Below are 26,089 nucleotides of genomic sequence, written 5' to 3' on the forward strand. Positions count from 1 at the left end.
ATCGCGGCCGAACGAGGGTCGCGCAAGTCAGAGCGGACTTTACCAACCAGTGGACACGTCCTCCGAGTCCACCACTGACGCCTCAACCCCAGAACCTCCCCACCCCGTTACTGCCGGACACAGGAGTGTCGTATGGGACTCGATGTGCGTTACAACCGTTGCTCCGGCGAGTCGGATTCCACGTCCGCGCCTGGCAGATCTCGTCGCGGAGGACTGCGTGACGGCCTGAACTCGGCACCACCTGCACCCTTACAGGTGCGTTCCGGTGGACCCTGTGTGGAGCGCATGAGTCGCGAACCTGCCACCCGTGCCAGTTGCTATTCCGAGATCAAATCGCGGAGAGCTGCTCGGGTCTCCGCGTCCGTGGAATAGATGACCGTACCGATCATGCCCCTGGTCAACAGGACCTTGTACACGTTGCGCACGAGCCGATCGAATCGCACGTCGGAGATCTTGGTGCGGTTCTTGAAGTCGGGGTCGCGGTTCGCGGCGCGGTCCGTCGTAAAACCACCGTTTCGCCACACCAGGTCGGGTCCCAGGATGACGCCGTTCCAGTCGTACTCGAATCCTTGTGCTGTGTAGACACACCCGACCTGTCCGAAGCCGCCGTCTTCGGTGGCCCACAACGGAGCCGGCGGAGCATCGCCCGTGCGCCGATCGCTCTTGCTGTTCCAGGGCCTCGCCCAGCTTCCGATCTGCACGTCGGGAACGAGGTTGCCGTCTTTGTCGGCGTTGCTCCAGGGCCAGCAGTAGCCGGCCGTCATTCGAGCCGAATAGCCGCGTTCCATCTGCTGCGAAAGCAGATGCTCCATCTCCTCGGGAGTGTCGGCAACGCGCACAATGAACTGAGGGTCGGGGGTCCACTGGAATGCACCCCCTTCGGTGAGGCCGAGGAGTCGCTTCACCCACAGGACGTATTCCTCGCTCCCCCCACAACGGAACTGTTCGCCCAGGTGGACATGCTGTGTTTCGATTCCGAGCGACGTCGCATAGTGCTCGATCTGCTCGAGCGACCCCATCTCACCGGGACGCACGACTTGATGTTCGTCGAGGAGAAACACAGGTACTCGTGCCGCTGCGATGAGTTCGTCGACCTGAGGTCGATCGGTCCGCAGTTCGGCCCGGGTGTATCGATCGACCGATGTCTCCCGGATCCGGTGGGCCTCATCGAGAATCAGGACGTCCAGGCCGTTCGGATCGGCGGACATGAACTGGTTGAAGTACTTGAACATCTTCTGCACGCGCGGTGCTCGATGCCCCGCTACCTTGCGAAGTGTCTGAGTGAAGGACCGTGACCCGGTGGCGTGCAGGACGGTTCGTCCTCGACGCGCCAATTCGCCGAGCAGAGACAAGGCGATGACGCTCTTTCCACTCCCGGGGCCGCCGGTGACGATGACGATCCGTTTACTGTTCGACGCACGCGAATTCTCCACCGCGTGCAGGACGAGGTCAACGGCCAATTTCTGGTTGCCGAGCAAGTGGAACTGTGGTCGGTCTCGCACCTCGGCAGCCGCGACTTTCAACAACTGTTGAGACGGTGCGACCGCCGACTTCATCAGCGTGTCGCCGGCGGCGTGGCCGGGAATCGGTGCGAGGCGGGCACGGAGAAAATCCAGCAGGTCGCCACGCTCGGCCGCAGTAAACATGCGTCCGGTGATCCCGGTGGGGTATGCGCGCAGGTCTGCGACTGTCCCAGGGTCGGTTGCGTTGTGGAGGTATGCGATGCCGGCCAACGAGTCGGGTTGATCGGCCAACGCACGAGCAAAGTCGGAGAGGTAGTCGCAGTAGCCCTTTACCTGTGCCACCGGGTGAAGTTTCGGGCCGCCAGGCATACCGGGCACCTCGACCAACTCAGGGCTGTCCTCGTAGCGGTATGCGGCTGTCCACTGCTTCAGCTCGACCACCACGTACGATGCAGCACCCGTCCGTGGATGGACTCCGGCGAGAACCACATCCGCCCGCTGTGAGGTGAGGGGGAGGTGGTACTCGAGGAGCATCTCGACTTCGCCCAGGCCCGCTTCGACGAGGTCGTGTGCGAGAGCCGGCAGGCTGCGTCTCCACGAGCGCTGCTCGGCTTCGCTGGCGCGGCGCCCGGTCTTGAACAGCATCTGCTCCAACAATTGCTCCACGAGCGAATCGGGTTGTTCGAGGTCCACAATCCGGCGGGCGGAAGTACGAAGCAGCGTCACAGTCAAGTCCCCAAGGCAGCACGAATTCAGTCGTGCGGGTGGGGGCATGTCCGTGGCCGCTCATCGCAGCGGAAGTCCGTCGGGCCGCGAAGAGGAGCGTATCGGAGAAATCGACTCGGTTCACGCCGAGATTGGATACACAGCTTTCAAGAACAATGCCTTACAAGGAACGCGGGTAGTGCCGTGCGCACTGTGGGCCTCTGCAGCACACAACGCCGAACCAGGGCCCGCTCAGGTCGTGCTGGAGAACGCTCGAGAGCCCGGCGCGCTATCCCTGCCACAACTCGGCTCCGGGGCCGGTCACGCGGCTTGCAGCAGCCGGCCCTGGATAGTACTCGTCGTGTCGGGATTCGTTGCACCACGCAGGGGTGCCACCCCTCGACACCGGATCCAAGGGCTGCTCCAAGAGGGCTGCACGAAAGTTCCTCGGCTCCAATGGAGCCGAGGAACTTTCCTGCCAAACGCCGGCTCTTCCATCGATGCTGAGTGAGCGCCGTTATCCCGTCAGTACGCGGAGGCGTAATTGAATCCGCCGTAGCTGCTGTAGTTCTCGTCCCGCGCAACTTGCGTGTACTGCGGAGGCGCACCGGTGCTTCCCGAGAACATCGGATACGAGACAGAATAGATCGCGGCGTAGACGTAGCGTGAATGTTCATTGGTGATGCGTGCGGACACGTACGAATCAGGTTCGATGCTGACCTCGATGCTTCCGCAGTATTGGTTTGTATTGGTTTCCGTCGGCTTTAGTGGGCAGGCTGACGTACTTGTTTACCCTGCCGTACCTGTCGTAATAGGCGATTTCGTTGTTGTGCTGGTTAGCGCTGCAGAACACATGCACCCACTGCTGGAGACGGTTTTTGCGACAGTGGTGACGGCGACGCCAATTTGCACGGCTCGACCATGCGATTGCTCTGGCAACTCGAGTATCGCGGGATCGGCACGTGTGTTCAGGCGGGCAGCCTAGAGGCAAGCAACAATTCGAGTCTCAACATCTGCACCGCGGGAAATTCGATCTGGGCGGGGTGGGAGGCCCGTGATCGATGGGAAACCGCAGTAAACGTTCCGCCGTCACGTTGGGAGAGTATACGTCCACTTGCGGCGGATTATGCAGTGTCCCAGTGCGTATCGTCCGATCAGACGACATCAGGGCCCCCCGACAATAAAGGATCGGACGAATTCGTGTGGCGCTGCGAGACCTATGGCTGCGGGTTCCTGTGAGCTGCTGTCCGCGGCATGCGTAGCTCGGTGGAAGATTTGGTTCCCGCTGCAGGTCGACGGTTCGAATCTGTAGCGGTTATGGAAGGACCGGGAGGGCGGTCCGGCATCGCGTTCGACCGAGACCGGCAGCCCGCAGGCCAACGGAGCCTCATGGATCGCTACGGGTACCTCCCGACCTCGCACTGACGCGCGCATCCCGCTATCGGTTACCCTTGGCGCCGAAAACCGGGTGGGGGAACACCGATGGGGATCGGTGGTCGGGATCTAGGGGGTTCAGTGACCAGTGCTGCGCGAGAAGTACCGCCCATTGTCTATCTGCCGTGCATCGAGAGGGTGACCGATCCGGCGGATGCAGTGATCGAGTTGAGACGCACCAAGGACGGCCGGACGGCGCTTCTGGCCTATTCTGCTTTCGACAGGTTCCAGAGGTGTTGCGGTGACCTCAAACCGTGGGTCGCGCTGCCGTCGGCTGCACTCGAGGCGCTGCACCGCACGGATCCTTTTGACCTGCTTCTGCTGGACGTCGTCATGCCGGAGGGCCAGGTGCCGGGCCAGTGAGCCTTTACGTCGATCACGCTGCACTCGACGAAATAGCGGCGATCTGCAGCACTGCCAGTAGGACCGTCGGGGAAGTGGGCGAGACTGTCCCGTTGTCGGTCGACGCAGGGGACGCGACGGCAGTCGTACTGGGGATAGTTGCGCTGTTGATGGCAAACGGAGGCGACCTCGTCGCTGCGCTGTCATCGACGAGCAATGTCGTGGAAGAGGCGAACGCCGCTTACCGCACCGGAAATGATGAGCTCGCTGCCGAGCTGACCAAGGTATGGAGCGAATGAACGCACCGCTCGATACCCGTTTGCCGGGCGACCCCGAATCCGTTCGCGCGGCAGGACGATGGCTCAGCGAGAAACTCGCGGCCGAAGTCGACCGAGCGGTCGATGCGATGTACTCGGCGCGGCGCCTCGCGGACGGTGGATGGGAAGGCCCGGCAAGCGAGGGCTTTCGGAAGCTTCTCACCACGGACGCGCAGAGCGCAGAGCGCTTCGCTGAGGCCGTCACCGACTACGGACGGCACATCGACCGCCTCGCTGCCCAGCTTCGATCCGTACAGTCGGATCTCGCGCATGCCCGCGACATCGCGCGGGAATCCGGGCTAGCGGTGGAAGGCGGGTTGATTCATCCGCCCGGAAACCCACCTCCCGTTCCGGCTGTACCGCCGGAGGATGCGTTGCCGAGCGTTGTTTCGGCCTATGACGCCGCTGTGTCGGCACGACGTCGACATGACGAGCTGACCGCAGCCTTCGAGATCGCCGACGCCGCAGTGAGAGCCGCGAGATCTGTCTGGATGATCGCGCTGGAATCGACCCGCAACGTTGGGGCGGAGATTACAAGCAAATGGTTCTTCTTTGCCGCCAACTCGGTGAACGGCATATCCGGTGCACTCGCTGTTGTGAACGCGGCCGCATTGAGGAAGAACGCAGCGTTCTTGGCCGGAGAAGCGCAGAAGTACGTCGACCTGGCGCGATCGGGAGTACCCGGTACACCAGCCTCGGTGATCTACCGAGATTTTGATCTCGGGAGGGCTCTGGCCCATCGTGCCGACGACGCGGCAGCCGCGGCTGTCAGGTCTGACGGCCTGGCGCGAATGAGTGGTATCAAGCTCGGCGGAGCTTTGGCGGTTGCAGGCGTGGCATACGACGTACTTGCCACGGACAAACCGGTTGGTCAGGCGGTTGTTTCCGGGGCTGCGGGATTCGGCGCCTCGTTGGCAGCGGGTGCGGGGACCGGTGCCTTTTTGGGGTCGGCTGTGCCGATCCTGGGGACAACGGCAGGGGCGATTGTCGGCGCAGCCGTGGGATCAGCCGCAGGGCTCGTCACATCAGGTTCGGTAGACGCTGTGTACGCCAACGGGATCGGGGATGTGGGAGGTGCTGTTTCAGCCGGTGTCGACGCGGTCACCGAGGCCGGATCAGCCGTTGGCGATGTTGTGGAAGGTATCTGGGATGCACTATTCTGATCAGCTCTCACGACCGATCGAATGGTCGGCGCGAAGATGGACTCGACGCCTGGTGCTCTCGGTGATCGTCATGTCGGCGTTTTCCGTTCCCGCGCTACTCATTGCGGCAGGTGGACTCGTGATCGGTGATCCATACCTGGCGAAATATGGAGTGTTGTTCAGTTGCGTATTAGTGAGCGCGATTCTGATGCCCTTCGCGGCGAACGCGCGCAGGAATCGGATGGGCTCTATTCACACCATCGAGTGGAACGGTGTGCCGGCGACTGTCATCGAAGGGTCGCGGATCGTATTCGCAGTGGTGACGACATTTTTCCTCGCCGGGGCTGGACTCTGCCTGTCGGCTGCAGCGGACATTCTTCGTCATGGCGGTGGTGGAGGAACGATAGTGCTCGTCATCTTGTTGAGCGTGTTCGGATGTGTTGTGGGCTTCTTCCTTCCCATGATGCTGGCCGGAAGAATCCGCCGTGGACGACTTGTACTGACGCCAAACGTAATCCACCAGCGAGGCTGGAGTCTGGAATCGACGTTGGACTGGCATTCCATCCTCACCGTCAGGCCCGTAGTACTCGGGAACTGGGCGGTTGTGCTTCTCGGACACCCTGCAGCACAGTGGGAGCGACGTGCGACGGTGCCCCGGGGTTTAGGTTGGGGTGGGTTGCCGATCACGCCGATGATCGAAGTGCATTGTCACATGCACCCCGTCGATCCGACGCTTCTCTATACGCTGTTGCGGTTCTATCTCGAAAACCCGCAGGCTCGAACCGAACTGGGGACCGAGGCTGCGCTGGAGCGGATCAAGGCAAGAAGATTCGCGTGAGTAGCGCCGACGAGCAGAGTTCGTCGGCGTCTCACGTCCTTCCCGATCGCGGGAGCGCTACCCGTGGAGGTTGGGCGACCATGGCGTCAGCAACGGAACCGACTGGTGGCCCGTCCACGCAGAATCCGGTTTCGATGCCGAGGCCGCTGCAGCGTGTCCCACCGCCGCGTCTCTAGCAAATGTCGCTGAGCGCCGGAGTAGAGCGACCCGTTGCCCTCTACTTACTGCCCGCTGTCCATCGCATCCTCCACTTGTACGCTTTGTCGAGGTCCGACTGGCTGCCGCGGATGTAGCGGACCTCGCGCTTGATGTCCATCTGTCCGTTCTTGTTTTCCAGCAACGCAATCGCACACATGGGGGCGCGGTTGTCACCAGAGTCGAGGCGGACCTCGATTTCCGGGCCGGACGTTCGGTACAGCGTGACCACTCCATCTGCTGCAGCCCAATTGGGCACACCTTCATAGATATACGCAAAGATAAGGATGCGCTTGAACGCTCGCGGGTTCGACAGGTCGATGTAAAGGTTCTCGCCACCGGCCACGGAGCCTGTTCGGTCGTCGCCGTCGAGCTCGATGAACGGGTAACCGTATCTCGATCCGAACGCTTCCCCGAGGGCCTGGATGACGCCCTTGCGTCCGTCGGCCATTTCGTACAAACAGCCGAGATCGAGGTCGATTCCGTCGTTGCCGGCGAGGCGGCCCAGGAACCCTTTACCGGAGCCTCTGGTCGTCCAGTTCAGGTTCACTCGCATGACGCCTTGCTCCTCGCCGGCTTTCACAAGGCTCACCGAGGGGGTGTTCTTGTCGAGAGTGATCTTGGAGAGGGTGACGGGCGGCGCTGGGGGTGTCGATACGCGTGGCCTGGACGGAGGAACCCCACGGCGTTCCGTGGAGGGGGTGGGCGGCGGTGCTTGGGGCGGAGCTGGTGCTGGGGATGGAGTCGGTGCCGGGGGTGCCGGTTGGCTCACGTCGACCCCGTAATTCGTCGCGAGAGCAGAGAGCCCGGTATTCCATCCCTGCGAGACGTTTCGCACCTTCCATGTCCCGTTGCGGCGATAGACCTCCATGAGGATCGCTGCCCGCTCGGAACTCAACCCGCTTGCAGGTGCCTGAACGACCAAACCTGTCGGTTGTTCGACGGTGACGCCGAGGCCGGGGACTGTCGCCAGAGTGCCGCTCACGCTCTCATCCAGAGCCACCGCGATCGACAGTGTGTGAATGCGTGCGGGAATGAGGGACAGGTCCAACGAGATTCGATCGGCACCGATCAGCCGAACAGCGCCTTCGGGCGATTTGGGCTGGTTGAAGAAGATGAAGTCGTCGTCGTTTCGTACACGCTGGTCTTCCGTCAACTGGAAGGCCATCAGATCGACCGTGCCCTGTCGTGCGCCGGACACGGACAGTGTGACGGCGCCGTCGTGGATTACGGTATTCGCTCCGGGGGGAAGTGCAGGCATGGCGTGTCCGGCCAGACGGCCGACTCCTTTCGGCGGAGGGATGTGGCCAGCCGGGTGCCGGCTGGCCACACTTCCAACTGATCAGGCGTTCACAGTGAGCGACTCGGGTCGGGGATCTTCGTCCGCGTCCGCGTCGGGGTCTGTGTCCCCGGGGTTGTTCTTGTTCCGGATGATGCTGGTGGCCAACGCTGCGAGGATCAAGAACACGCCGGTCAGGCCGGTGACGATCTCGCTGACGTGATGGCCGATCGAGTACAGCAGGATGAGCGCCAGCGCGCCGATCGCCCAGTGAGCGCCGTGCTCGAGGTAGACGTACTCCGCGAGGGTGCCCTTCCGGACCAGGTACACCGTGATCGAACGAACGAACATGGCGCCGATGAAACCGAGGCCGAGAGCGATGATGATCGGATCGGACGTCACGGCGAATGCACCGATGACTCCGTCGAACGAGAACGATGCGTCGAGCACTTCGAGGTAGAGGAACAGGAAGAAGCCCGCCTTACCCGTTGCCTTCGCGAGGTCGCTGGGACCACTCGACGATTCTTCGCCCTCCTCGTCGACGTTGAACAACTCGCCGAGGCCGTTCACCAGAATGTAGGTGATCATGCCGAGCGTGCCGGCGATCATCACCGTGGATGACTTGCCGTCGGGTGCGAGGAAAAGCGCAGTGAGAACGAGGAGCCCGGATGCAACGACCACCGAGAGTTGGTCGAGCTTGCCGATACGTTCCAGTGGACGCTCGATCCAGGACAGCCAGGTGATGTCCTTCTTTTCGAAGACGAAGCCCAGGAACAACATCAGCAGGAACATTCCGCCGAACGAAGCGATCTGCGGGTGCGCGTCCGTGATCAGGGTTTCGTAGCTCGCCCTGCCATCCGGGAAATATGCGGCGCCGTCGGCCGGCGGGTTCAGGGCTAGGTCCAGAGCCGCGACGGGGCCGAGACCCGAGGCGACCCAGACGATGAGGAGCGGGAACACGAGTCTCATACCGAAGACGGCGATGAGTATGCCGATCGTGAGGAAGATCTTCTGCCAGAACTCACTCATTCGCCGCAGCACGGTTGCGTTGATGACCGCATTGTCGAACGACAGTGAGACCTCGAGGACGCCGAGGATGGCTGCGAGCAGGAGGGCCTGAGGGCCGCCGTAGAGGAAAGCGACGACCAGGGCGACAACGGTGACGGCGAATGATGCGCCGAATATGCGCAGAACCACGGACGTGGCCTTTCTCTATGGACGCTTCAGCGCCGGGACGCCCGATGTCGAGCGTCCCGGTCGCTTCGTGCAATCGAAACTGATGAACTCAGGCGACGTTGACGCCGTAGTCGAGGGCGATTCCTCGAAGTCCGGATGCATAACCCTGCCCGACAGCGCGGAACTTCCACTCGGTGTTGTGGCGGTAGACCTCACCGAAGATCATCGCGGTCTCGGTGGAGGCATCTTCCGACAGGTCGTAACGGGCGAGCTCGATCCCCGTGACACGGTCGATGATTCGGATGTACGCGTTGCGGACATGACCGAAGGACTGGCCGCGGACGTCCGCGTCGTAGATCGACACGGCGAAGAAGATGTTGGTCACCGACGGGGGGAGCGCAGCGAGGTCGACGTGGATGGATTCGTCGTCACCGTCGCCGTCACCGGTCAGGTTGTCGCCCGTGTGCTCGACCGTGCCGTCGGGCGAGGAAAGGTTCCCGTAGAAGACGAAATGCTTATCCGAGAGAACCTTGAATGCCGGACCGGTGATCAGCGCCGACGCATCGAGGTCGTACGGCGCACCCGTGGTGGTGCGCTCGTCCCAGCCGAGCCCCACCGTGATGGTGGTGAGGTTATCGGTGGCCTTGGACAGAGATACGTTGCCGCCCTTGGCAAGTGAGACGCTCATGTCAATCCTTTCGAGTTCCTGCGGGGAGGTCTGTCAGGACGACGCCTGGGGCCCGAAATGCACCACAGGTGTCGCCGGGGTGGGCGAAGATATCAGAAGAAATGAGCGAGTAGACGGGTAGATGCCCTCGATCTACAGGTGAGCACTCCGGGACGAATCTCCGGGCTCGGCGGAATGGTTAGTCCACGCTGCTTGATTGAACTCCTTCTGCGGGGGCACTTCTGGGCATGCCACGCAAAGGCAACAACGTGCCGTACGTCACCTGCTCCAGCCCCCGACAGACTGTCGGGGCACAACATAGCAGGTGCAACCGAGTCTTCGGAAGTTCCGGTTATTCCTGTGCTCTCGGGCCGATTTATTCGCGGAGTAAGGGGGTGGACGCGCGGCCGTGCGCTGAGCAGATGTAACAATTGCGGAGCTGGAGAGATGTACCCCGAAATGGATCGGGACGGATCGGGAGGTACGGGCGGAGAGGCACAGTGGTGGCAACCCGATAGTTCTGTCGTAGGTGCTGTTTATGGTGGTCGGCATTTCCTCCGTTCGCCTACGGAGTGACTTCATCGCGCAAATGGGGTGGTTGTGGATTCGAGGGAGAACGATCCTGAACTGAAGGATCGTGTCCAGCGATTGCTGGCGTTCTTGTCCGAGCTCGTCAAAGCACGAAGTGCTCCTGTTCGAGTCCTCGAAAGGCACCGAGGCGTGATGGCACTCGACCAGGGCAACCTGGAGGTTGCTCTCAACACGGATGCGTCCGCGGGTGATGTCGTGATCCGAGCACACCGTGTGCATCTCGAGGACCCACCTCGCCCGCCCACCGCCATCGCTTCCTCCGTTCTGGGGTCGATCGCGGACTCGAGTGCCGAACCGACGCTCCACCCCGATGCGTCGGGGACGAGTGAGTTCGAACGATGGTTGGATAAGTGGCGTGCCTGGGCCGAGCTCGATCGGCAGCGCCGGCCCGCCTGGGATCTCTATGTGTTCCTGCAGCGCGCGATGCTGGAACTCGAAGCGCAGCCGGAATCACTGGAACTCGTGGCCGCGTCGGGACTACTCGAGCTCCCGCCCGACATTGCGGGAGAACGGGTACGCACGCACCTGATCACGCAGTCAGCGCTGGTCGAGCGGGACGCAGCATCGGGTGAGCTGCTGGTACGACTGGATCCGGAATCCGCGCCCAGCCTCGAAGACACGCAGTTGCTGACGGGGCTGGAGGTTTTCGATTCGACCGGTACTCGAAGCCTGCACGAATCGTTGGCTGCCCGTGTGTGCTCGCCCGTCGACCCTGCCGCCAAGATTTTCCTCAAGGATTGGTCGGACCGTGCCTTGACGACCCGCGTCGACGTTGTCGACCGACCCGACGACGCGCCGTCCAAAGACCGGTTGCTGACGCCGTCTCCCGCATTGGTCCTGCGTAAGAGAGGCGCGTACGCGCTGATCGAGTACTACGACCGCATGACTGCAGCCGCTGCAGACGAGACGGCAGGAGTCCCCCTGGGCTTGGCGCAACTCGTGGAGGCGATCGAACCCGCTGATCGGGTCGCGTGGTTGGACCGGGCAGGCACGTCGACATCTTCGCTGCTTGCCGACGACCCGCTGTTTCCGCTTCCTGCCAATCAGGAACAGCGAGATATCATAGACCGCCTCGCCGGCGACAGCGGTGTAGTGGTCGAGGGCCCGCCCGGTACGGGAAAGACTCACACGATTGCAAACCTGGTGTCGGCGCTGCTTGCGCGCGGCCAGCGTGTACTGGTCACCAGCGAAAAAGCACAGGCGCTTCGTGTGCTCCGAGACAAATTGCCCGCCGAACTACAGGACCTGTGCGTTTCGGTGACCGACACAGGCCGTGGAGGATCTGCCGAGCTGAACCGAAGCGTCAGCGAAATCGCCACCCGCAAGGCACAGTTCGACGTTCGGCGAACCGCCGCTCTCATCGACCAGGTAGCGCAGCAGCGTGACGCCGCGTTGAGTCGCCGAGCCGTACTGACGGAGCGGATCCGGCAGTGTCGTGCTGCGGAAACGCTCTCACACAACGATGTCGCGGCGGGCTATGCAGGAACACCTGCGCAGATCGTGCAGAAGGTTTCGGCACAGAGCGCCAACCACGATTGGCTGCAGGGCCCGCTCCATGCGGATAGCCCACCGCTGACGCAGGAAGAGTTTCAGACACTGCTCGCGCTGACCGAACGGTCCAGACCCGGACGTGCGGAGCGCCGACGGCAGTGTTTTCCGGATCTAGGTCTGCCGACACTGTCTGACTTCGAAACTGCATGCGAAGCGATTCGAAACGGAACCGGGTCGGATGACCTTCCCTCCTCTGGACTGGTTCGGACCTTGGAAGGTGCCGCCCCAGAGGCGCTCGAACGGCTCCGTGAACAATGTGAGTACTTGCAGCAGGCTCTGAGCGATGTCGACGGGCTCGAACCTGCGTACCGGAACCTCGCAGATGCGGTGCTGTCCGGGGGGATCGACTACCTGTGGGAAAAGACCAGCCACATCCGCGAGCTGGTCACCACCGCGTACAACGCGGACATGTTCCTGGGGACAACGACTGTCGTCGACGCCCCGGTGCTCGGACGATCTGCGCTGCACGCGTACGACGCGCTCGCAAGGGCATTCGAGGGCGGTGAGGTGTGGCGAAGCGGTCTCGGACGTTTCCGCAGGAGCAACGAGCAGACCGCGGTGGAAGCACTGGGCTCGGTCGCCACCGTCGACGGCCTCGAAGCCACTACTGCACAGCGCGCCCGTGCGGTTGCGGAGCATCTTCGTGCGCTCGATGCCATCCAGTCCGTGGCGCTGATCCTCCGCGATCTGGGCATCGATATGGAGACCACCGGCTCTCGTAGCCAGATTATCGGTGCAGCCGCGCGGGCCGCGCGGGCACGCGACCTGATCGAAGTGCTCGCAGCGCGAACCAAGGAAGTCGAGTTCGCGTTGCGGCAGGTGAGCCCCGGAGTACTGCGTCTCGCGAGCCTGGACCAGGCCAGATCGGTGGCGACCGCGGCGCAGGCAATTGCCGCAGCTGCTTATGCAGAGGCAAACCGTATCTGGCTGACGGACACTGCGTCTCATATTCGAGCCGAGCTGACCCACGGGGTTCCCCCGGAAGGGCACCTCCTCGCCCGGGCCATCGAGTCCGCCGATTTCGGCAGGATCCGCACGGCGATCGATTCCTGGGAAGCCGCGGTCCGCGAATATCAGGAGGAACTCCATCTCGAATCGCTGCACACGCGCTTGACGGAAAAGGCGCCCGCGCTGGCACAGGCGATCTCCGAGAACCCTTCGTCGTCGGAGTGGTCGGTGCGCCTGACCTACATCGAGCAGGCCTGGGCGTGGCGTCGCGCGCACGATTGGGTCCGGCAGAACTCCCGAGGCGTAGACGACGACAAGCAGCTCCAGCACGAACTCGACGCGACCGAGAACGACATCGCCCAGTTGACCGCGCGATTGGCTGCCGAACGAGCATGGAGTGCTTGTCTCGGGCGAACGACGGCTGAGCAGGTGCAAGCATTGCAGACGTATCGCGACCACGTGTCCAGTATCGGTAAGGGGACCGGCAAGTACGCCGAGCGGTTCCGGGCGGGCGCACGTGAAGCGATGCAGGTGGCCCAACGCGCGGTTCCGGCGTGGGTCATGCCGCTCCAGCAAGTATTGTCATCCATTCCGGCCGAACAGAATTCGTTTGACGTTGTGATCGTCGACGAGGCGAGCCAGGCTGATATCAGCAGTTTGTTCCTGTTGTGGCTCGCGCCCCGGGTGATCGTCGTGGGTGACGACAAGCAGTGTGCACCCAGTGATGTGTCGTCAGGTGCTCTCGACGGTGTGTTCACCCGGCTCGACTCCTACTTGCCCGACGTGCCGAAGTACCTGCGCGACAGTTTCACACCTCGATCCAGTGTCTTCTCGCTGCTCCGCTCGAGGTTCGGAAGCGTTATCCGCCTGCGGGAACACTTCCGGTGCATGCCCGAGATCATCAACTGGTCCAGCGGTCAGTTCTACTCCGACGCACCGTTGGTGCCCGTGCGCCAGTTCGGTGCCGATCGGCTGCCGCCCCTGCGCACCACCTTCGTCGAAGGCGGTGTGGTGACCGGGCGGAATGCGACCCTCTCCAATCGAATCGAAGCTCGCGCTATTGCCGACGCGATCAAACGGTGTCTGTCGGATGAAGCGTACGACGGCAAGACCTTCGGTGTCGTGGTGCTTCAGGGACAAGCGCAGGTCGACATCATCACGAACGAATTGCTCGACCGGCTGACACCGGAGCAATGGGAACAGCGCCGATTGCGAGTAGGTACGCCACCGGATTTCCAGGGGGACGAACGTCACGTCGTCTTCTTGTCGATGGTCGTGGCGCCGGAACAGAACATCGCCGCGATGACGAAGACCGAGTACCAGCGCCGCTTCAACGTTGCTGCGTCGCGTGCCCAGGATCAAATGTGGCTGTTCCACTCACGGAACCTGGAATCGCTGCGCTCAACCGACCTACGGCATTCGCTGCTCACCTACATGCAATCGACTTCTCCTGCGCCGGCAGAACCGATGCCCGAAGGCGTGAAACGCGACGAACGCCATCAAGCGTTCGACAGTCTCTTCGAACAGCGCGTGTTCCTCGACATCGTGGCGCGTGGTTACCACGTGAATTCGCAGGTCGCGGTGAACGGTCGACGGATCGATCTCGTAGTCACGGGCGCGGCCGGAAAATTGGCGGTCGAGTGCGACGGCGACCACTGGCACACGAGCCCCGAACAGCAGCGTGCGGACCTCGAGCGGGAACGAGAACTGCAACGCTGCGGATGGCAGTTCTGGCGTATCCGCGAGTCGGAGTACTACCTCGATCCGGTGGGATCGATGATGGGTCTCTGGGAGGAGCTCGACAGGCGCGGCATCAGGCCGCACGTTGTCGGTGTGAACGACGTCGTAAAGTCCCTGCAGGAGAGCTGGACTCCGGTAGAGCTCGTGGAGGACGACTCGCCGGTCGATGACGTAGTGGATGTGGCGGTGCAGCCGGTCATTCGTCCGGTGCCCACCGTTGTCGAGCATGCTTCGGTTCCTGTTATCGAACACTCAGAGGAACGTGCAGAGCCGCCCGCCTGCACGGGTGAGGTCGAACATCTTCCGCTGGAGGAAACCGCGACGCCGACACTCGTGTCACCCGCCCAGACACCGGTACCGGTGGTCGATCCGGCCGTCGAGAGCGGACCGGTGCGCACACTACGAGCCGCCATCCTCGAAGAACTGGAGCGCGAACCCCTCCCCGTACGTACGCTTGCGCAGCGTCTCGGCGAAGACTGGCGGAAGGTCCAGACAGAGGTTGATCGCCTTCAGCACGACGGACGCGTCGAGGAAGTCAACGAGTTCGGGAAGCTGACCCACTATCACCTGATCGGTGGTCTCTCCCCGGTTGAAGACCCCGAGCTGTCGCACGGCGTCGAGAACGTGACACCGTCCGATCCAGGCGTAGCAGTTCCCGAACCCTCTGCCACACCGACATTCGTACGTGGCTGGGAAGTAATGCCCGCGGCGGCTACCTCGATACTTCCTCCGAGCCTCGGCTCGCGCATCTTGGAACGCCTCGCCGCCGATCCGGTTTCGCTGGCAGACCTCGAATACCGGTTGAACGAACCGAGAGACCGGATCGAAGCGATCATGGGGGAGCTGATTGCCCAGGGTCGCGCGAAGTGGATGCCCGAACGTGGCCCGCGTGTATACGGATTGGCAGACGAGGTGTCGCCTCTCATCGACGCCGCTCCCCCGGTGCACCCCACGGCCCAGGAGGCAGTCACCCTTGCGGATCTACCGCCGGCACACCTCGATTCTGTCGCCGACGTATTGGTTACGGCCGCCGGATTCGCTGCTTTGTCGTTGGAACGGGCACGGAAGCTGACCCGACTCGACGATGAGCGCCTTCTCGTCGTTCTCGAAGATCTGGAAGCAGAGGGTCGGTTGCGCAAGAACTCCGCCGGTACAGGAGTCACGTGGACCAAGGCGGGCCGATGACGACGGTTACCCTCGCCGGGACGCCTCTTCGTGTCTGGCAACGCGAAGCCTTCGATGCCTGGGTGGCGGCCGACCGAAGTGCCGTGGTGGAAGCCGTCACGGGCTCAGGAAAGACAACGCTCGGTATCGCGGCGGCCGCGGACGCAGTCGCGCGCGGCCTCGACGTCTTGATCGTCGTGCCCGGGATCGAACTGTTGGACCAATGGCATCGATCAATTCGGCGCGTTCTCCCGGATATCTCCGTCGGTCGACGTGGCGGCGGGTATATGGACAGTTTCGACGGCAAGCGGATTCTCGTCAGCACGGTCCAGTCGGCGATCAGTCGATCGGCGCCGCGTCCGGTCGCGCCGACGCTGCTGGTCGCCGACGAAGTGCACCGATACGGCGCGTTGACGTTTTCGCGACTGCTCACCGACGACTTCACGGAACGGATCGGTCTCACCGCCACGTTCGAGCGGTCCGACGACGGCGTCGAACGGCACTTGATGCCCTACTTCCGCACGGTCATCAACGGTTGCGATTACGAGCGTGGTCATGCCGACGGCATCCTCGCGCCCGTGCGAGTCATGCTTGTCGCGGTGCCGTTCGACGAGTTCGAGGCGGCCGAATACCAGGAATACGACGAGCTGGCACGCAAGCTCCGGGGTGATCTCACTGAGAAGTTCGGATGCGCGGGGGAGCCCTTCGGTGAGTTCATGCGCGACGTTCAGCTGCTCAGTGGAGGGGAGAGTGCCGAGGGTTCGACATGGGCCGCCCGGAAGTATCTCTATGCGTTCTCGAAGCGTCGCTCGCTGCTCGCCGAGTGCCGCGGAAAGCTCGAGGCTCTGAGGGGTCTCGGTACCGTGCTCAAGGAGACCGGGCAGGCACTCACCTTCTCGGAGACGAAGGATTCGTCGCGTGCCGCCGCTGAGGTGCTTCTCGAAGAGGGTGTGCTCGCCGCGCCGTTCACGAGCGACCTGAAACGTGCGGACCGAGCGCGGCTCCTCACCGAGTTCAAGAACGGTACGGTAACCACGCTCGTCGCTCCGAAGGTTCTCGACGAAGGTGTCGATGTTCCCGAGGCGGACGTCGGAATCATTCTGGCGAGCAGTAAGAGTCGTCGACAGATGATTCAGCGTATGGGGCGCGTCATCCGGCCGAAGTCCGATGGCCGACCGGCTTCGTTCCTGGTGATGTTCGCGGAGAACAGTTCCGAGGATCCCCGCAACGGGGCTCACGGTACATTCCTTGAGCAACTGACAGGCATCGCTTCCGAAGTCGTGACCGTCGGTCCTGACGAAGCACCCGTGTTACTTCGAGAATGGATGCGGACCGGCCCGCACACTGTGGGCGACCTGTTGCAGGCGGTCGAACCTCCGAGCCCGCCGTCGCCGAGTAGCGACTCGTCTGCAATCGAAGAGGTCGTTGCCATTGCCCAGCGACTGATAGGAGATGACGCGCCGGAAGAAGACTTCGTCTCGGCCAGCGAACACGCCGAGATCGGTCGTGTTCTGTTGGCAGTGGGCGAGCGGGGAAGTATCGACGAATTCGACACTGTATTGGCATGCTTGTCAATCCTCGAACCCCGGCAGGTTTCGGTGCTTGTCATGCGGTACGGCCTCGGTGGTGAACCGCCGAAGCGGCAGGCGGAGATCGGGGCACGACTTGGTATTTCGTCGAGCCAGATCAGTCGTATCGAGAGAACGGCCATCGAGTATCTGGGAGACACCATCGCTGGTGAGTTGCTGTCGGACGTGATGGTGCGGATGGAGACCGTGTAATGGCGCAGTGGTTCGAAGGGTTCGACGGCCAGGTCGTCCTCGAGGACGATTATGTCTGGATCATGCGCGAGGGAATTCCAGGCGCTCTGCTCGAAGGTGCGTCAGCGCAACCACTGCGTGCGATGCGCACGGCCGTGACCGGTACCGAGTTCAGGTCTGCGACCGATTCCAACTTTGGCTCGTTGAAAATCTGCGTTTCGACAACGACGGCGGGGACCACTGCCGTACGACACGATGTTGTTCGATTCTCGGTGGGGAGTAACGACCGGTTCTCGACACTCAACCTGCTGCTGGGCGGAAATCCCGACGTAGTCACTGAGCCGTTGAGCATCGGCGATCAGCTTCGTGCCGCGCTCGACGGGTTTGACGGCATCGCCAGTCAAGCCGAGTTAACCGAAGCACTCGGTGAGGCACCGGACGTCCTGCAAGTTCATAAAGGTGTCATCTGGAACTCGGTCGGCTCGCTCTGGGTGGCCGCCGGCGGAGCCGGTGGAGTGCACCCCGACGAGCGGCTGGAGCAGATCCGGGCTCTGCACGAATTGACCCGTCGTCTGCCGGCGAACTCGGGAATCAAGGCATTGCAGAATGCGGTGAAAGGAACGCCACTACAGCATCTGGGCGCCCAGCGTCTCGGCATATTGTGGGAAGCGGTGATGTCGGAGGCGCTGCCCGACCCGATACCTGGGGTGGAGTCCTCGCGCGCCCAGTCGACACCCAAGCCGGCAGCGCCAGTGTCTCCACGCGTTGCGTCGGAGCTTGCCTCCCGTCCACGAACCAGAGTGTGGAACAAGTGGAGCAGCACCGAGGAGTCCAATCATGCTTCTCAGCAGAGCGGACCGCGTTCGTCGAGCCCGGTCGTGCCTGCGGACGCTCCGGTGAACCTGCCCGGAATCGGCGAAGCAGAGTCGGTCGATGTTCGACCTGCGCGTCGCATCACTGCGTTCAGCGGTAAGAGGATTCGTGTTTATCTCGACTGTGACGGTCACCGAGTGAAAGCGTTGTTCGATCCCGAGACAGAGAAGATGGATGTAACGGTCGCGCCGGTTCGTGCTCTGCTGGGCGCGACGTATCCGGGTCCTGACGCCGCTGCGAGCGCCGTGGTGAAAGCGTTCCGAATCGGCGATGAGGGCCCGTTCGACGGCTGGGAGCTGTGGAAGGCCGACGACATGTCCGCACGGTCCTTGAAGACGATGCGCGATTCCCGGTGGCGGTGATGAGTTACCGAGTAACGAAATTGGGTGCACCCATTTCCGTGATTGCTTTGTCGTCGATCCGCGCCGAGCTTGTGTGGCCGTCTCCCGCGCGACCGCGTTGTTATGCTGATAACCCCAGGCCTCGGCTCCCGTCGTCAACAGTTGACGTCAGAGGGCGGCCTGGTAGCTCGCACCTCTATGGGGACTGCCCTACAGGAGTTCTCGGCGCCGGCAGGGCCCCGCTACAGGTGTGTCGCCCTAGTCACAGGCTCGGGCGCCGGCGCGAAGTCGCCGATCGACAGTTCGACTCAAGTCAGACTGTCCTGCCTGTTGCAGACCTGACCGTGCGTGCCTCTGGTTACTCGAATGCCAGCATGCGATGCCCCGGGTGATTTACGGCACCCGAGTTGTCTCCGCCTCTAGAAGGAGTAGTCGGCCGTGCGTTGCCTGGCTGACTTCGTCAAAGCAACTACATCCACGGATGGCCACGGAACGCGTCAGCACCGGTCACCGCGTCTCGAGCGTAGACCGAGGGTGTCCCCTCCAGCTACGCCTACAATCCGAACCTATGACGCCGTTCTCCGCAGCTTCGGACATCGCACACGCACAGATCGTGGACCTTTTTGCGGGCCCAGGAGGCCTCGATGTAGCTGCGCATTGGCTCGGGATCCCCGTTGTGGGGATCGAGTGGGATCGAGAAGCGTGCATGACGCGACGAAGGGCGGGCCTGGAGACGTGCGAAGGTGATGTGCGGACCTTCAGCCCGGCAGACTTTCCCGACGCAACGATGCTGGCGGGCGGGCCGCCGTGTCAAACGTTCACCGTCGCAGGTACGGGCGCGGGGCGGGTGGCCCTCGATGCGGTCCTGAAGCTTGTCGAGGCAATGGCGCAAGGAGATGACGTCTCTTCTCGCATTGCGGAGTTCGATGACGAACGTACCGGCCTTGTATTGGAACCGCTGAGGTGGGCGCTACAAGCCCACAAGGCAGGTGCTTCTTATGAAGCAATCATTCTCGAACAAGTGCCTGCAGTACTGCCGGTCTGGGAAGCGATGGCAAGGGTTCTCCGAGGCATTGGCTATTCTGTAGTAACAGGTGTGCTGAGGACTGAAGAGTTCGGCGTTCCCCAAACTCGTCGTCGTGCCATTCTTATTGCTCGCCATAACAGTAGTGTGGTCCTGCCCATCTCAACGCACCGTCCATACCGTAAAGGAGCGAACCGAGAATCGGGAGCTTCGGACCGAAAACCGTGGAACACAATGGCGGGCGCGCTCGAGGAAACGCGCGGATACGAATTCTCTGTTGTCTCGAATTACGGAAGCGGTGGCGACCCGAAGGCCCGCGGTCGTCGAAACTGTAACGAGCCCGCATTCACGGTGACTGGAAAGATCTCCCGTAATCGAGTGTTCGATGCCAACGGAGTTGAAGTGGAACGATTCACAAGTGCGGAGGCCGGTCGCCTGCAGACTTTTCCGTTGAACTTTCCGTGGCGTGGCAGTGATATTGCACAGCAAATCGGAAATGCAATTCCACCACGCCTCGGCGCACATATCCTCGCTGCCGCATTTGGGATTTCCGATCTGCTCGATGAGCAGTTCTTCGTTCAGGTCATCGACAGTGGCTGGTCCCGTGCGCCTGAGATCTCGGACCTGGTCGGGGTGCCCTGAGATTCGGTTCGTGCAGAAAAAGTCCCCATTCCTGACATGGAGTTGTAACGAATCCGAGCGCGGGAGCGCTTATATATGGTGCGGGCGTGACTGTGTTCCATGTGCTTCGGCAGCTGAACACGCAGGCTTGCAGCGGCGGGCCGTGTTAGCGGCGTGGCGACCGGGCACGAGCGGAACGTCGGGGGTGATCCCGAGCGTGAGAAGAGGGATTGTGAGCAACGAGTTCGATGAGCAGTACGAGCTTTTCGTGGAGCTGCTGGACACGAAGACGCCGCAAGACGCGGTCAAGATGTTGAAGATGTTCGGCGTGGCCGAGTCGCTCATTCAGCAGATTCGAGAGCGACACGAGGAAGCTGCGATTGCAGTCCGAGAACACGCAATAGCGCCATCCGTGTTCGCCGGAAACAAAGCAACTTGGTACACCGGCCCCCATCACGACGACAAGTGCTGGCCGGCGCTTGCTGATCAACTTCGTCCTAAGGGCTGGGACGATGGCTCGATCGAGGACCTCGATCGGTCCTCAAGCCAGGTAATGTCGATGCTCAACCATCCCAAGGAGAAGCAGTTCTCGACACGCGGGCTTGTGGTCGGCCACGTCCAGTCCGGCAAGACAACAAATTTTACCGCGGTCATGGCGAAGGCTGCTGATCGAAAGTACAAATTATTCATTGTGCTCGCAGGGGTTCACAATGGACTCCGTCGTCAGACGCAGCTGCGGCTCGTGCAGGATCTCGTGACGCCGAACCAGGCGCAATGGATGCAGTTAACCGTTCCGGAGAAGGACTTTACGGCACCTGCGAACGCCGCAGCTTACTTCGCCAAGACCAACAAGCAGCACGTCCTGTGTGTTATCAAAAAGAATGCTGCCGTGCTCCGAAAATTTCGTGACTGGCTCGGTACAGCGTCCGATTATCTGCAAGATTGCCCCGCGTTGATCATCGACGATGAAGCCGATCAGGCGACTGTAGCTACGAAGACGATCAACCCCCTGATTCGTGAAATTATGGATCGTTTGCCGAAATCCGCGTATGTTGGGTATACAGCAACTCCATTCGCGAATCTTCTGATAGATCCCTCTGCCGAGGATCTGTATCCGGAAGATTTCATTGTCAGTCTCCCGAAACCTGCGGGTCATTTCGGGACGGAGGTGCTTTTCGGTCGAGAACCTCTAGACGGTGAAGATCCGGAAGATGTCGATGATGGGTACGACATGATCCGGGAAATTCCTGACGACGAGGTTGATCAGGTACGGCCACCCTCCAAAGTTGAGAAAGACTCGTTCGTTCCGGAAATTGACGGAACCCTTCGTACTGCAATTCTTTACTTCCTACTTACGACGGCCGCCCGCCGAGTTCGTGCTATCGGGAACAAGCACTCGACGATGCTCATCCATACAAGTGTGAACACTGCTATTCACAACAGCTTCAGGGAGCCGCTTGAGGCCTTTCTCCAGGAGGTCTACACGAGTCTGAAAGGTGCAGAGGATGATTTACATCACGAACTCCGAACCCTGTGGGAGTCGGAGAACGCACGAGTCCCCGCGAGTGCATTCAATCGAGATGTTGTCGGATACTACGCTTTGCAGGAGGCTTTGCCGGTCGTCGTAGAGGACTGTCGAATAGTCCTGGATAACGCGAGCAGCAAGGTGCGTCTTGATTATGAGAACGGGCCGTTGGTCGCGATCGCTGTTGGAGGCAACACACTTTCTCGTGGTTTGACGCTCGAGGGGTTGTCCGTCAGCTACTTTGTCCGCTCGGTGTCGGCGTACGACACACTCCTCCAGATGGGTCGATGGTTCGGATATCGCACAGGTTACGAGGATTTGCCGCGGGTGTGGCTCACGGAGGAACTACGAGATTGGTTCCGTCACCTGGCGACGGTTGAACACGAGGTCAGGCAAGACATTGCCGTCTACATGACAGAGGACAAGACGCCTCGGACCTTCGCAGTGCGGATGCGCACGCACCCCGCTCTCCGTGTCACGGCGGCGGCAAAGATGAAGGACATCGCCCACGCAGCCGCATCATACGGCGGTCAGCGCGTACAGACGAGATACTTCGATTTAAATCGAGAAGTAATTCTCGCGAACCAGCAGGCGTTCAAGAGTCTGATTTCTCGCGCTGTCGAAGGTGAAGCTTGCGCGGACCATGACCCTGCCGGTAAGAGATTCTTATGGCGAGGGGTTCCGTACGAGGACACCATCGAATTCCTAAATTCATATAGTTTTCATAAGGATTCGAGTCAATGTGACTCGTACCTCCTTTCCGAGTACATTCGGAAGCGTGTAGCGCGCGGAGCATTGCGTAAGTGGAATGTGGCGATCGTGGGAAAGGGGGCAACAGGTGATTCTGCAGCCCCATTCGAAGTCGCACCGGGGATAGAGGCTGGGTGCGTCGTTCGTTCTCGTTTGAAGAAGAGTGGCACGGTTGACATCAAGACCCTCATGAGTCGTCGGGATGCAGCGATCGATCTGGATACCAGCGCTGTGGTTGGGGAACTTACCGAAGGCGAGATCGGTCACCTCCGGAGGCAACAGTGTCCGAATACCGCACTCCTCGTTTTCTATGTGATCGATAAGAACTCGCAGCCCAAACCCATGTCGGAAGCAAAGGTCGCTGCCGACGGTAAAGAGGAGCGGCCAAAGAACCTTCGTGCGGCACTGGGAGCACCGGAGCACGTAATTGGGGTTGGGCTGGTGTTCCCGAAGCCGATCGGGTACGACAGCGAGGTTGAATGGGAATACATCAGCGCCGACCTGTCCAGGATTCAAATTGAGGAATCTGACCTCGATGAGCAGGAACTTGTGGAGATCTAGTGCCGGCCGCTGATCTCGTAGAGGTTCTAATCGAGCACTGGAGTGCGCTGGAGGCGGATAGTCCTACTGCCCCGCATCACCTGCGGACCTCTGTGCTTCCCGTCTCTTGCCATTCCGGCGTCGTTCTGGCGGCCGTGGACAGTGAGGGCCTTCGCCACATCCTCGTGCCGTTGGCAGCACACCAGAGAGTGGGTCGACGCACCGAAGGCGTCAACTTGAAGGTTGTCGAAACAGCGCTTGAGACAACAAACACCTTCATCAGGTACGTCGATGTGTGTTGTGCGGACCGCGCTTTGAACGATCTCTTTTCAGAGGTTTGTAGTGACATCTTGATTGCGATCGAGGCCGCTCCTGGCAAAGCCCTTACGGCGGCCAACGCGGTGATTGCGCGATGGCGGTCTCTGTTTGATTCGTCGCAGTCTCCTCTCGGCGAGGCTCGCTTGTCTGGATTGTTTGCCGAACTCTGCACCCTGCGGGATTTCATGTTGAGAAGTCCCTCGGCGGCGTTGTCCTGGACCGGTCCCGCCGGGCACTGCCATGATTTCTCAGGGGGTCGCTATGCAGTCGAGGTCAAGTCCACGACAACCACCGAGTCGAGAACTGTGCGTATCCATGGACTGGACCAGCTGGATGCCCCACATGATGGCAAGCTGAATCTGAGGTGGATGAGGCTCGCAGCCCGATCGGACGGCACCAGCCTGGGCGAGATCGTAGATGAACTGCTTTCTCTGACCGACGATCCACCCGCGTTCCTCGACAAGCTTGATCGTTCCGGATTCCGGATCGCTGACAGGAAGCGGTATCAGCACGATCGTTTCGTGATCGTGGATGATCGTTGGTTCGAGGTCGACACGAGCTTTCCCAAACTGTCCCTGAGTAACCTCACTGCAGCGGGGATCCCGGTAGCGGTATCGGATGTGGAATATTCCATCGAGATTCCTGACAGGAGTCACGGGTCTCTATCCTCTGGAGCTATCGAGGACCTCATTGAGAATCTTGTAGAGGAGCTCGCAGGATGAAAACCGGATGGCAATCGCAACCATTCCCCCCTGGAGGCGCCTCTGCGGCTGATGGGATCCGGAACCAGCTGGGAAGACCTGCGCTGAGTCTTCTCTCGGTGCTGGTTCGCGAGGCAGCTCAGAACAGCTGGGATGCACGACTTGGTGGTGAGCCGGTGCGTTTTTCGGTGGAGTTGAACGAATTGCGTGCTGGACTGGCGCCTGTCTGGAGAAGGCTCCTCGAGCAGAACGCCCCTACCGCAGCGCAGCTACCGATCCGTACCTCGTTGAGTCGATCATTGAGGATTCTTTCGATCTCGGATCGAGGGACTCGAGGTTTAGGCGGTCCCACCCGAGCCGACAACGCAATCACCGACAACAACGACTTCGTCTCGTTCGTCCGCAATATCGGCGAGCCTAGGAACAATGACCTCGGGGGAGGAACGTATGGCTTTGGGAAGGCCGTTTTCTACCTATTGTCGCGGTCGGGCACAGTACTGATTCATACTCGATGCCGTACGTCCGATGGTTATGAAACCCGGTTGATCGGATGCAGCCTTTGGAAGAGCTACACAGTCGGTGAAGGATTATCTGGTAGGCGATTCACAGGACGTCACTGGTGGGGAGATATCACTGGTGACGTCGTAGAACCCCTTGTTGGGGCGGAGGCCGAGCGGGTATCGACACAACTCGGGTTGGCTCAGTTCGGTGAATTTGAAACTGGAACGACCATCACAATTATCGACCCAGATCTGGACGAACGGTCCCCTGAAGAGGCAACCCGATGGATTGCTGACGCCATCACGTGGAATTTATGGCCAAAGATGGTCACGAAAGTCGAAGATGATCAGCCTGGCATGTTCTTCTCCGTTCGCTTGAACGGAGAAGAGGTCGGTATTCCAGATCCCGCTACGACCGCGCCACTGAGGTTGTTTGTCGAAGCGTACCGGAGAATGGACAGTCCTTCGGCCGAGGAGATCTGGGTGAAAAGCCCCAAGATCTACCTGGGACGGCTCGGGATGTATAAGACGATGGCGAAGCCCTTCGAACCTAGCGCGGTTGCGGAGGAGTGTGGCTTCAAGGATAGTTCGCATCATATCTGTTTGATGCGCACCGCTGAGCTGGTTGTGAAGTATCTGAAGGGGGCGGCAACCGGGGCGCAATTCATATCTTACGCAGGCGTTTTTCGAGCGGATTCCAACGTTGACGACTCGTATGCCAGAGCTGAACCCCCTACGCATGATGATTGGGTAGTCGCGCAGCTTGAGGGTAAGGATCGAAGAATCGTCAACGTGACGTATTCGCGACTCAAGGAGTTCGCGTCAGCCCAGGTGGAGACGGGGGAGTCGCTCGTAGATGCCACGCAAAAGCTTCCTCTGGGCGCCGCGAGTCGTAGATTTTCGGGACTTGTGGCTGGAGCGTTCGGCTTCGGCGGTGTAAGCGCCACTTCGGGGTTCTCTCGCGCAAACAATAACGGAGGCACCGGCTCGTCGAATTCAACTCCTGGTGACTCGGTTCATGGCCGGGAGGGCGAGGGTTCTGTTGTGCAGGACGGATATGGGCCGGCTCCGGCGACCCCGCCGGGCTCATCCGCGTCTTCGAACGAAGAGTCCGAACCTCCTGCCCATGAACACCATCGTGGTGACGCCGCGAATCCGGATGCGCCCGTTGGCCGACACCGGGCGAAGAATAAGCCAAGCGTCCTTTATCTTGGCGAGCCCTTTTTTGATTTCTTCGACGGCGCGCCGGTGGTGGCGCAAAGATTCCGTGTTATGACCGTGACCCCTGTCGAAATTCGAGGTGAAGTCAGAGTTGTTATTCCGGGGGCCAAAGGAAGAGAAGTGGAGCCTCCCGTCAATGCCCAGCAGCCTGAGATCATCGGCTGGTATTGCGAAGACGGCCATTACTTTTCGAATGACTCAATCGTGGTAGTGGAAGACGACAACCGTACGTGGAAGGTGCTGGTGCGCCCAGTTCCCGATACAGTAACGAATATTGAACTGCGAGCGGAGGTGACGACAGCGTGAGTCGCGGTCGGATTGCCCTTCCTTACCGTAGTCCGCGTCCGGAATCGGTAGACGCCG

Annotated in this window: 16 protein-coding genes; 11 read left to right on the forward strand and 5 right to left on the reverse strand. The window is 61.0% G+C overall.

Going from position 1 to position 26,089, the window contains the following annotated elements:
- Nucleotides 1-317 precede the first annotated feature (317 nt).
- Both ACLQ3J_RS09805 and ACLQ3J_RS09810 read right to left on the reverse strand, forming a co-directional pair.
- Entirely contained in the window at nucleotides 318-2,189 is a 1,872-nt protein-coding gene (locus ACLQ3J_RS09805) for a DNA/RNA helicase domain-containing protein (protein ID WP_169652706.1), read from the reverse strand.
- A 504-nt stretch (nucleotides 2,190-2,693) separates the two neighbouring features.
- Nucleotides 2,694-2,864 carry a hypothetical protein gene (locus ACLQ3J_RS09810; protein ID WP_206038817.1) on the reverse strand — a complete coding sequence of 57 codons (171 nt, stop codon included), beginning with the start codon at nucleotides 2,862-2,864 and terminating at the stop codon, nucleotides 2,694-2,696.
- An 819-nt stretch (nucleotides 2,865-3,683) separates the two neighbouring features.
- On the opposite strand from ACLQ3J_RS09810, the gene ACLQ3J_RS09815 reads away from it, so the two are divergent.
- The 4 genes from ACLQ3J_RS09815 to ACLQ3J_RS09830 all read left to right on the forward strand — a co-directional run bounded on the left by ACLQ3J_RS09815 (nucleotide 3,684) and on the right by ACLQ3J_RS09830 (nucleotide 6,241).
- Nucleotides 3,684-3,965, forward strand: coding sequence for an SAV_915 family protein (locus tag ACLQ3J_RS09815; protein ID WP_346765379.1), 282 nt, complete (start codon nucleotides 3,684-3,686; stop codon nucleotides 3,963-3,965).
- Nucleotides 3,962-4,243: a hypothetical protein gene (locus ACLQ3J_RS09820; RefSeq protein WP_425903018.1), complete on the forward strand. Its 282-nt coding sequence runs from the start codon at nucleotides 3,962-3,964 to the stop codon at nucleotides 4,241-4,243. The genes ACLQ3J_RS09815 and ACLQ3J_RS09820 overlap by 4 nt, the downstream gene beginning before the upstream one ends.
- Nucleotides 4,240-5,424 carry a hypothetical protein gene (locus tag ACLQ3J_RS09825; RefSeq protein ID WP_169652709.1) on the forward strand — a complete coding sequence of 395 codons (1,185 nt, stop codon included), beginning with the start codon at nucleotides 4,240-4,242 and terminating at the stop codon, nucleotides 5,422-5,424. The genes ACLQ3J_RS09820 and ACLQ3J_RS09825 overlap by 4 nt, the downstream gene beginning before the upstream one ends.
- Before the next feature lie 61 nt (nucleotides 5,425-5,485).
- Complete coding sequence (locus ACLQ3J_RS09830; RefSeq protein WP_425903020.1) at nucleotides 5,486-6,241, forward strand: hypothetical protein; 756 nt, start codon at nucleotides 5,486-5,488, stop codon at nucleotides 6,239-6,241.
- Between the two features lie 217 nt (nucleotides 6,242-6,458).
- Here the strand turns inward: ACLQ3J_RS09830 and ACLQ3J_RS09835 are convergent, their stop codons facing one another.
- The 3 genes from ACLQ3J_RS09835 to ACLQ3J_RS09845 form a co-directional block, all read right to left on the reverse strand.
- The gene (locus tag ACLQ3J_RS09835; RefSeq protein ID WP_425903021.1) at nucleotides 6,459-7,697 is read right to left on the reverse strand and encodes a TerD family protein; all 1,239 of its coding nucleotides are present in this window, start codon (nucleotides 7,695-7,697) and stop codon (nucleotides 6,459-6,461) included.
- Nucleotides 7,698-7,778: 81 nt separating this feature from the next.
- The gene (locus ACLQ3J_RS09840) at nucleotides 7,779-8,912 is read right to left on the reverse strand and encodes a DUF475 domain-containing protein (protein ID WP_378527551.1); all 1,134 of its coding nucleotides are present in this window, start codon (nucleotides 8,910-8,912) and stop codon (nucleotides 7,779-7,781) included.
- An 88-nt stretch (nucleotides 8,913-9,000) separates the two neighbouring features.
- The gene (locus tag ACLQ3J_RS09845) at nucleotides 9,001-9,579 is read right to left on the reverse strand and encodes a TerD family protein (RefSeq protein WP_169652713.1); all 579 of its coding nucleotides are present in this window, start codon (nucleotides 9,577-9,579) and stop codon (nucleotides 9,001-9,003) included.
- Nucleotides 9,580-10,281: 702 nt separating this feature from the next.
- On the opposite strand from ACLQ3J_RS09845, the gene ACLQ3J_RS09850 reads away from it, so the two are divergent.
- The 7 genes from ACLQ3J_RS09850 to ACLQ3J_RS09880 all read left to right on the forward strand — a co-directional run bounded on the left by ACLQ3J_RS09850 (nucleotide 10,282) and on the right by ACLQ3J_RS09880 (nucleotide 26,032).
- Complete coding sequence (locus ACLQ3J_RS09850) at nucleotides 10,282-15,573, forward strand: AAA domain-containing protein (RefSeq protein ID WP_425903023.1); 5,292 nt, start codon at nucleotides 10,282-10,284, stop codon at nucleotides 15,571-15,573.
- Nucleotides 15,570-17,333, forward strand: a complete 1,764-nt coding sequence (locus ACLQ3J_RS09855; protein WP_425903025.1) for a helicase-related protein — start codon at nucleotides 15,570-15,572, stop codon at nucleotides 17,331-17,333. The genes ACLQ3J_RS09850 and ACLQ3J_RS09855 overlap by 4 nt, the downstream gene beginning before the upstream one ends.
- Nucleotides 17,333-18,547: a hypothetical protein gene (locus ACLQ3J_RS09860; protein WP_425903026.1), complete on the forward strand. Its 1,215-nt coding sequence runs from the start codon at nucleotides 17,333-17,335 to the stop codon at nucleotides 18,545-18,547. Before ACLQ3J_RS09855 ends, ACLQ3J_RS09860 begins: the two co-directional genes overlap by 1 nt.
- Before the next feature lie 547 nt (nucleotides 18,548-19,094).
- The gene (locus ACLQ3J_RS09865; RefSeq protein WP_425903027.1) at nucleotides 19,095-20,192 is read left to right on the forward strand and encodes a DNA cytosine methyltransferase; all 1,098 of its coding nucleotides are present in this window, start codon (nucleotides 19,095-19,097) and stop codon (nucleotides 20,190-20,192) included.
- A gap of 211 nt (nucleotides 20,193-20,403) precedes the next feature.
- The gene (locus ACLQ3J_RS09870; RefSeq protein ID WP_425903028.1) at nucleotides 20,404-23,007 is read left to right on the forward strand and encodes a Z1 domain-containing protein; all 2,604 of its coding nucleotides are present in this window, start codon (nucleotides 20,404-20,406) and stop codon (nucleotides 23,005-23,007) included.
- Complete coding sequence (locus ACLQ3J_RS09875) at nucleotides 23,007-24,026, forward strand: PD-(D/E)XK motif protein (protein WP_425903029.1); 1,020 nt, start codon at nucleotides 23,007-23,009, stop codon at nucleotides 24,024-24,026. The genes ACLQ3J_RS09870 and ACLQ3J_RS09875 overlap by 1 nt, the downstream gene beginning before the upstream one ends.
- Nucleotides 24,023-26,032, forward strand: coding sequence for a hypothetical protein (locus ACLQ3J_RS09880; RefSeq protein ID WP_425903031.1), 2,010 nt, complete (start codon nucleotides 24,023-24,025; stop codon nucleotides 26,030-26,032). The genes ACLQ3J_RS09875 and ACLQ3J_RS09880 overlap by 4 nt, the downstream gene beginning before the upstream one ends.
- Nucleotides 26,033-26,089: the final 57 nt, after the last annotated feature.

Origin of the sequence: Rhodococcus sp. DT1 (assembly GCF_049844875.1) — a bacterium.
In the GTDB taxonomy this organism is placed as follows: Bacteria; Actinomycetota; Actinomycetes; order Mycobacteriales; family Mycobacteriaceae; genus Rhodococcus.

Bases quoted from the DNA above. Each gene is read 5' to 3' on its own strand.
- ACLQ3J_RS09845 (WP_169652713.1), bottom strand. From the start codon at position 9,579: ATGAGCGTCTCACTTGCCAAGGGCGGCAACGTATCTCTGTCCAAGGCC.
- ACLQ3J_RS09860 (WP_425903026.1), top strand. From the start codon at position 17,333: ATGGCGCAGTGGTTCGAAGGGTTCGACGGCCAGGTCGTCCTCGAGGAC.
- ACLQ3J_RS09850 (WP_425903023.1), top strand. From the start codon at position 10,282: ATGGCACTCGACCAGGGCAACCTGGAGGTTGCTCTCAACACGGATGCG.
- ACLQ3J_RS09835 (WP_425903021.1), bottom strand. From the start codon at position 7,697: ATGCCTGCACTTCCCCCCGGAGCGAATACCGTAATCCACGACGGCGCC.
- ACLQ3J_RS09865 (WP_425903027.1), top strand. From the start codon at position 19,095: ATGACGCCGTTCTCCGCAGCTTCGGACATCGCACACGCACAGATCGTG.
- ACLQ3J_RS09880 (WP_425903031.1), top strand. From the start codon at position 24,023: ATGAAAACCGGATGGCAATCGCAACCATTCCCCCCTGGAGGCGCCTCT.
- ACLQ3J_RS09855 (WP_425903025.1), top strand. From the start codon at position 15,570: ATGACGACGGTTACCCTCGCCGGGACGCCTCTTCGTGTCTGGCAACGC.
- ACLQ3J_RS09825 (WP_169652709.1), top strand. From the start codon at position 4,240: ATGAACGCACCGCTCGATACCCGTTTGCCGGGCGACCCCGAATCCGTT.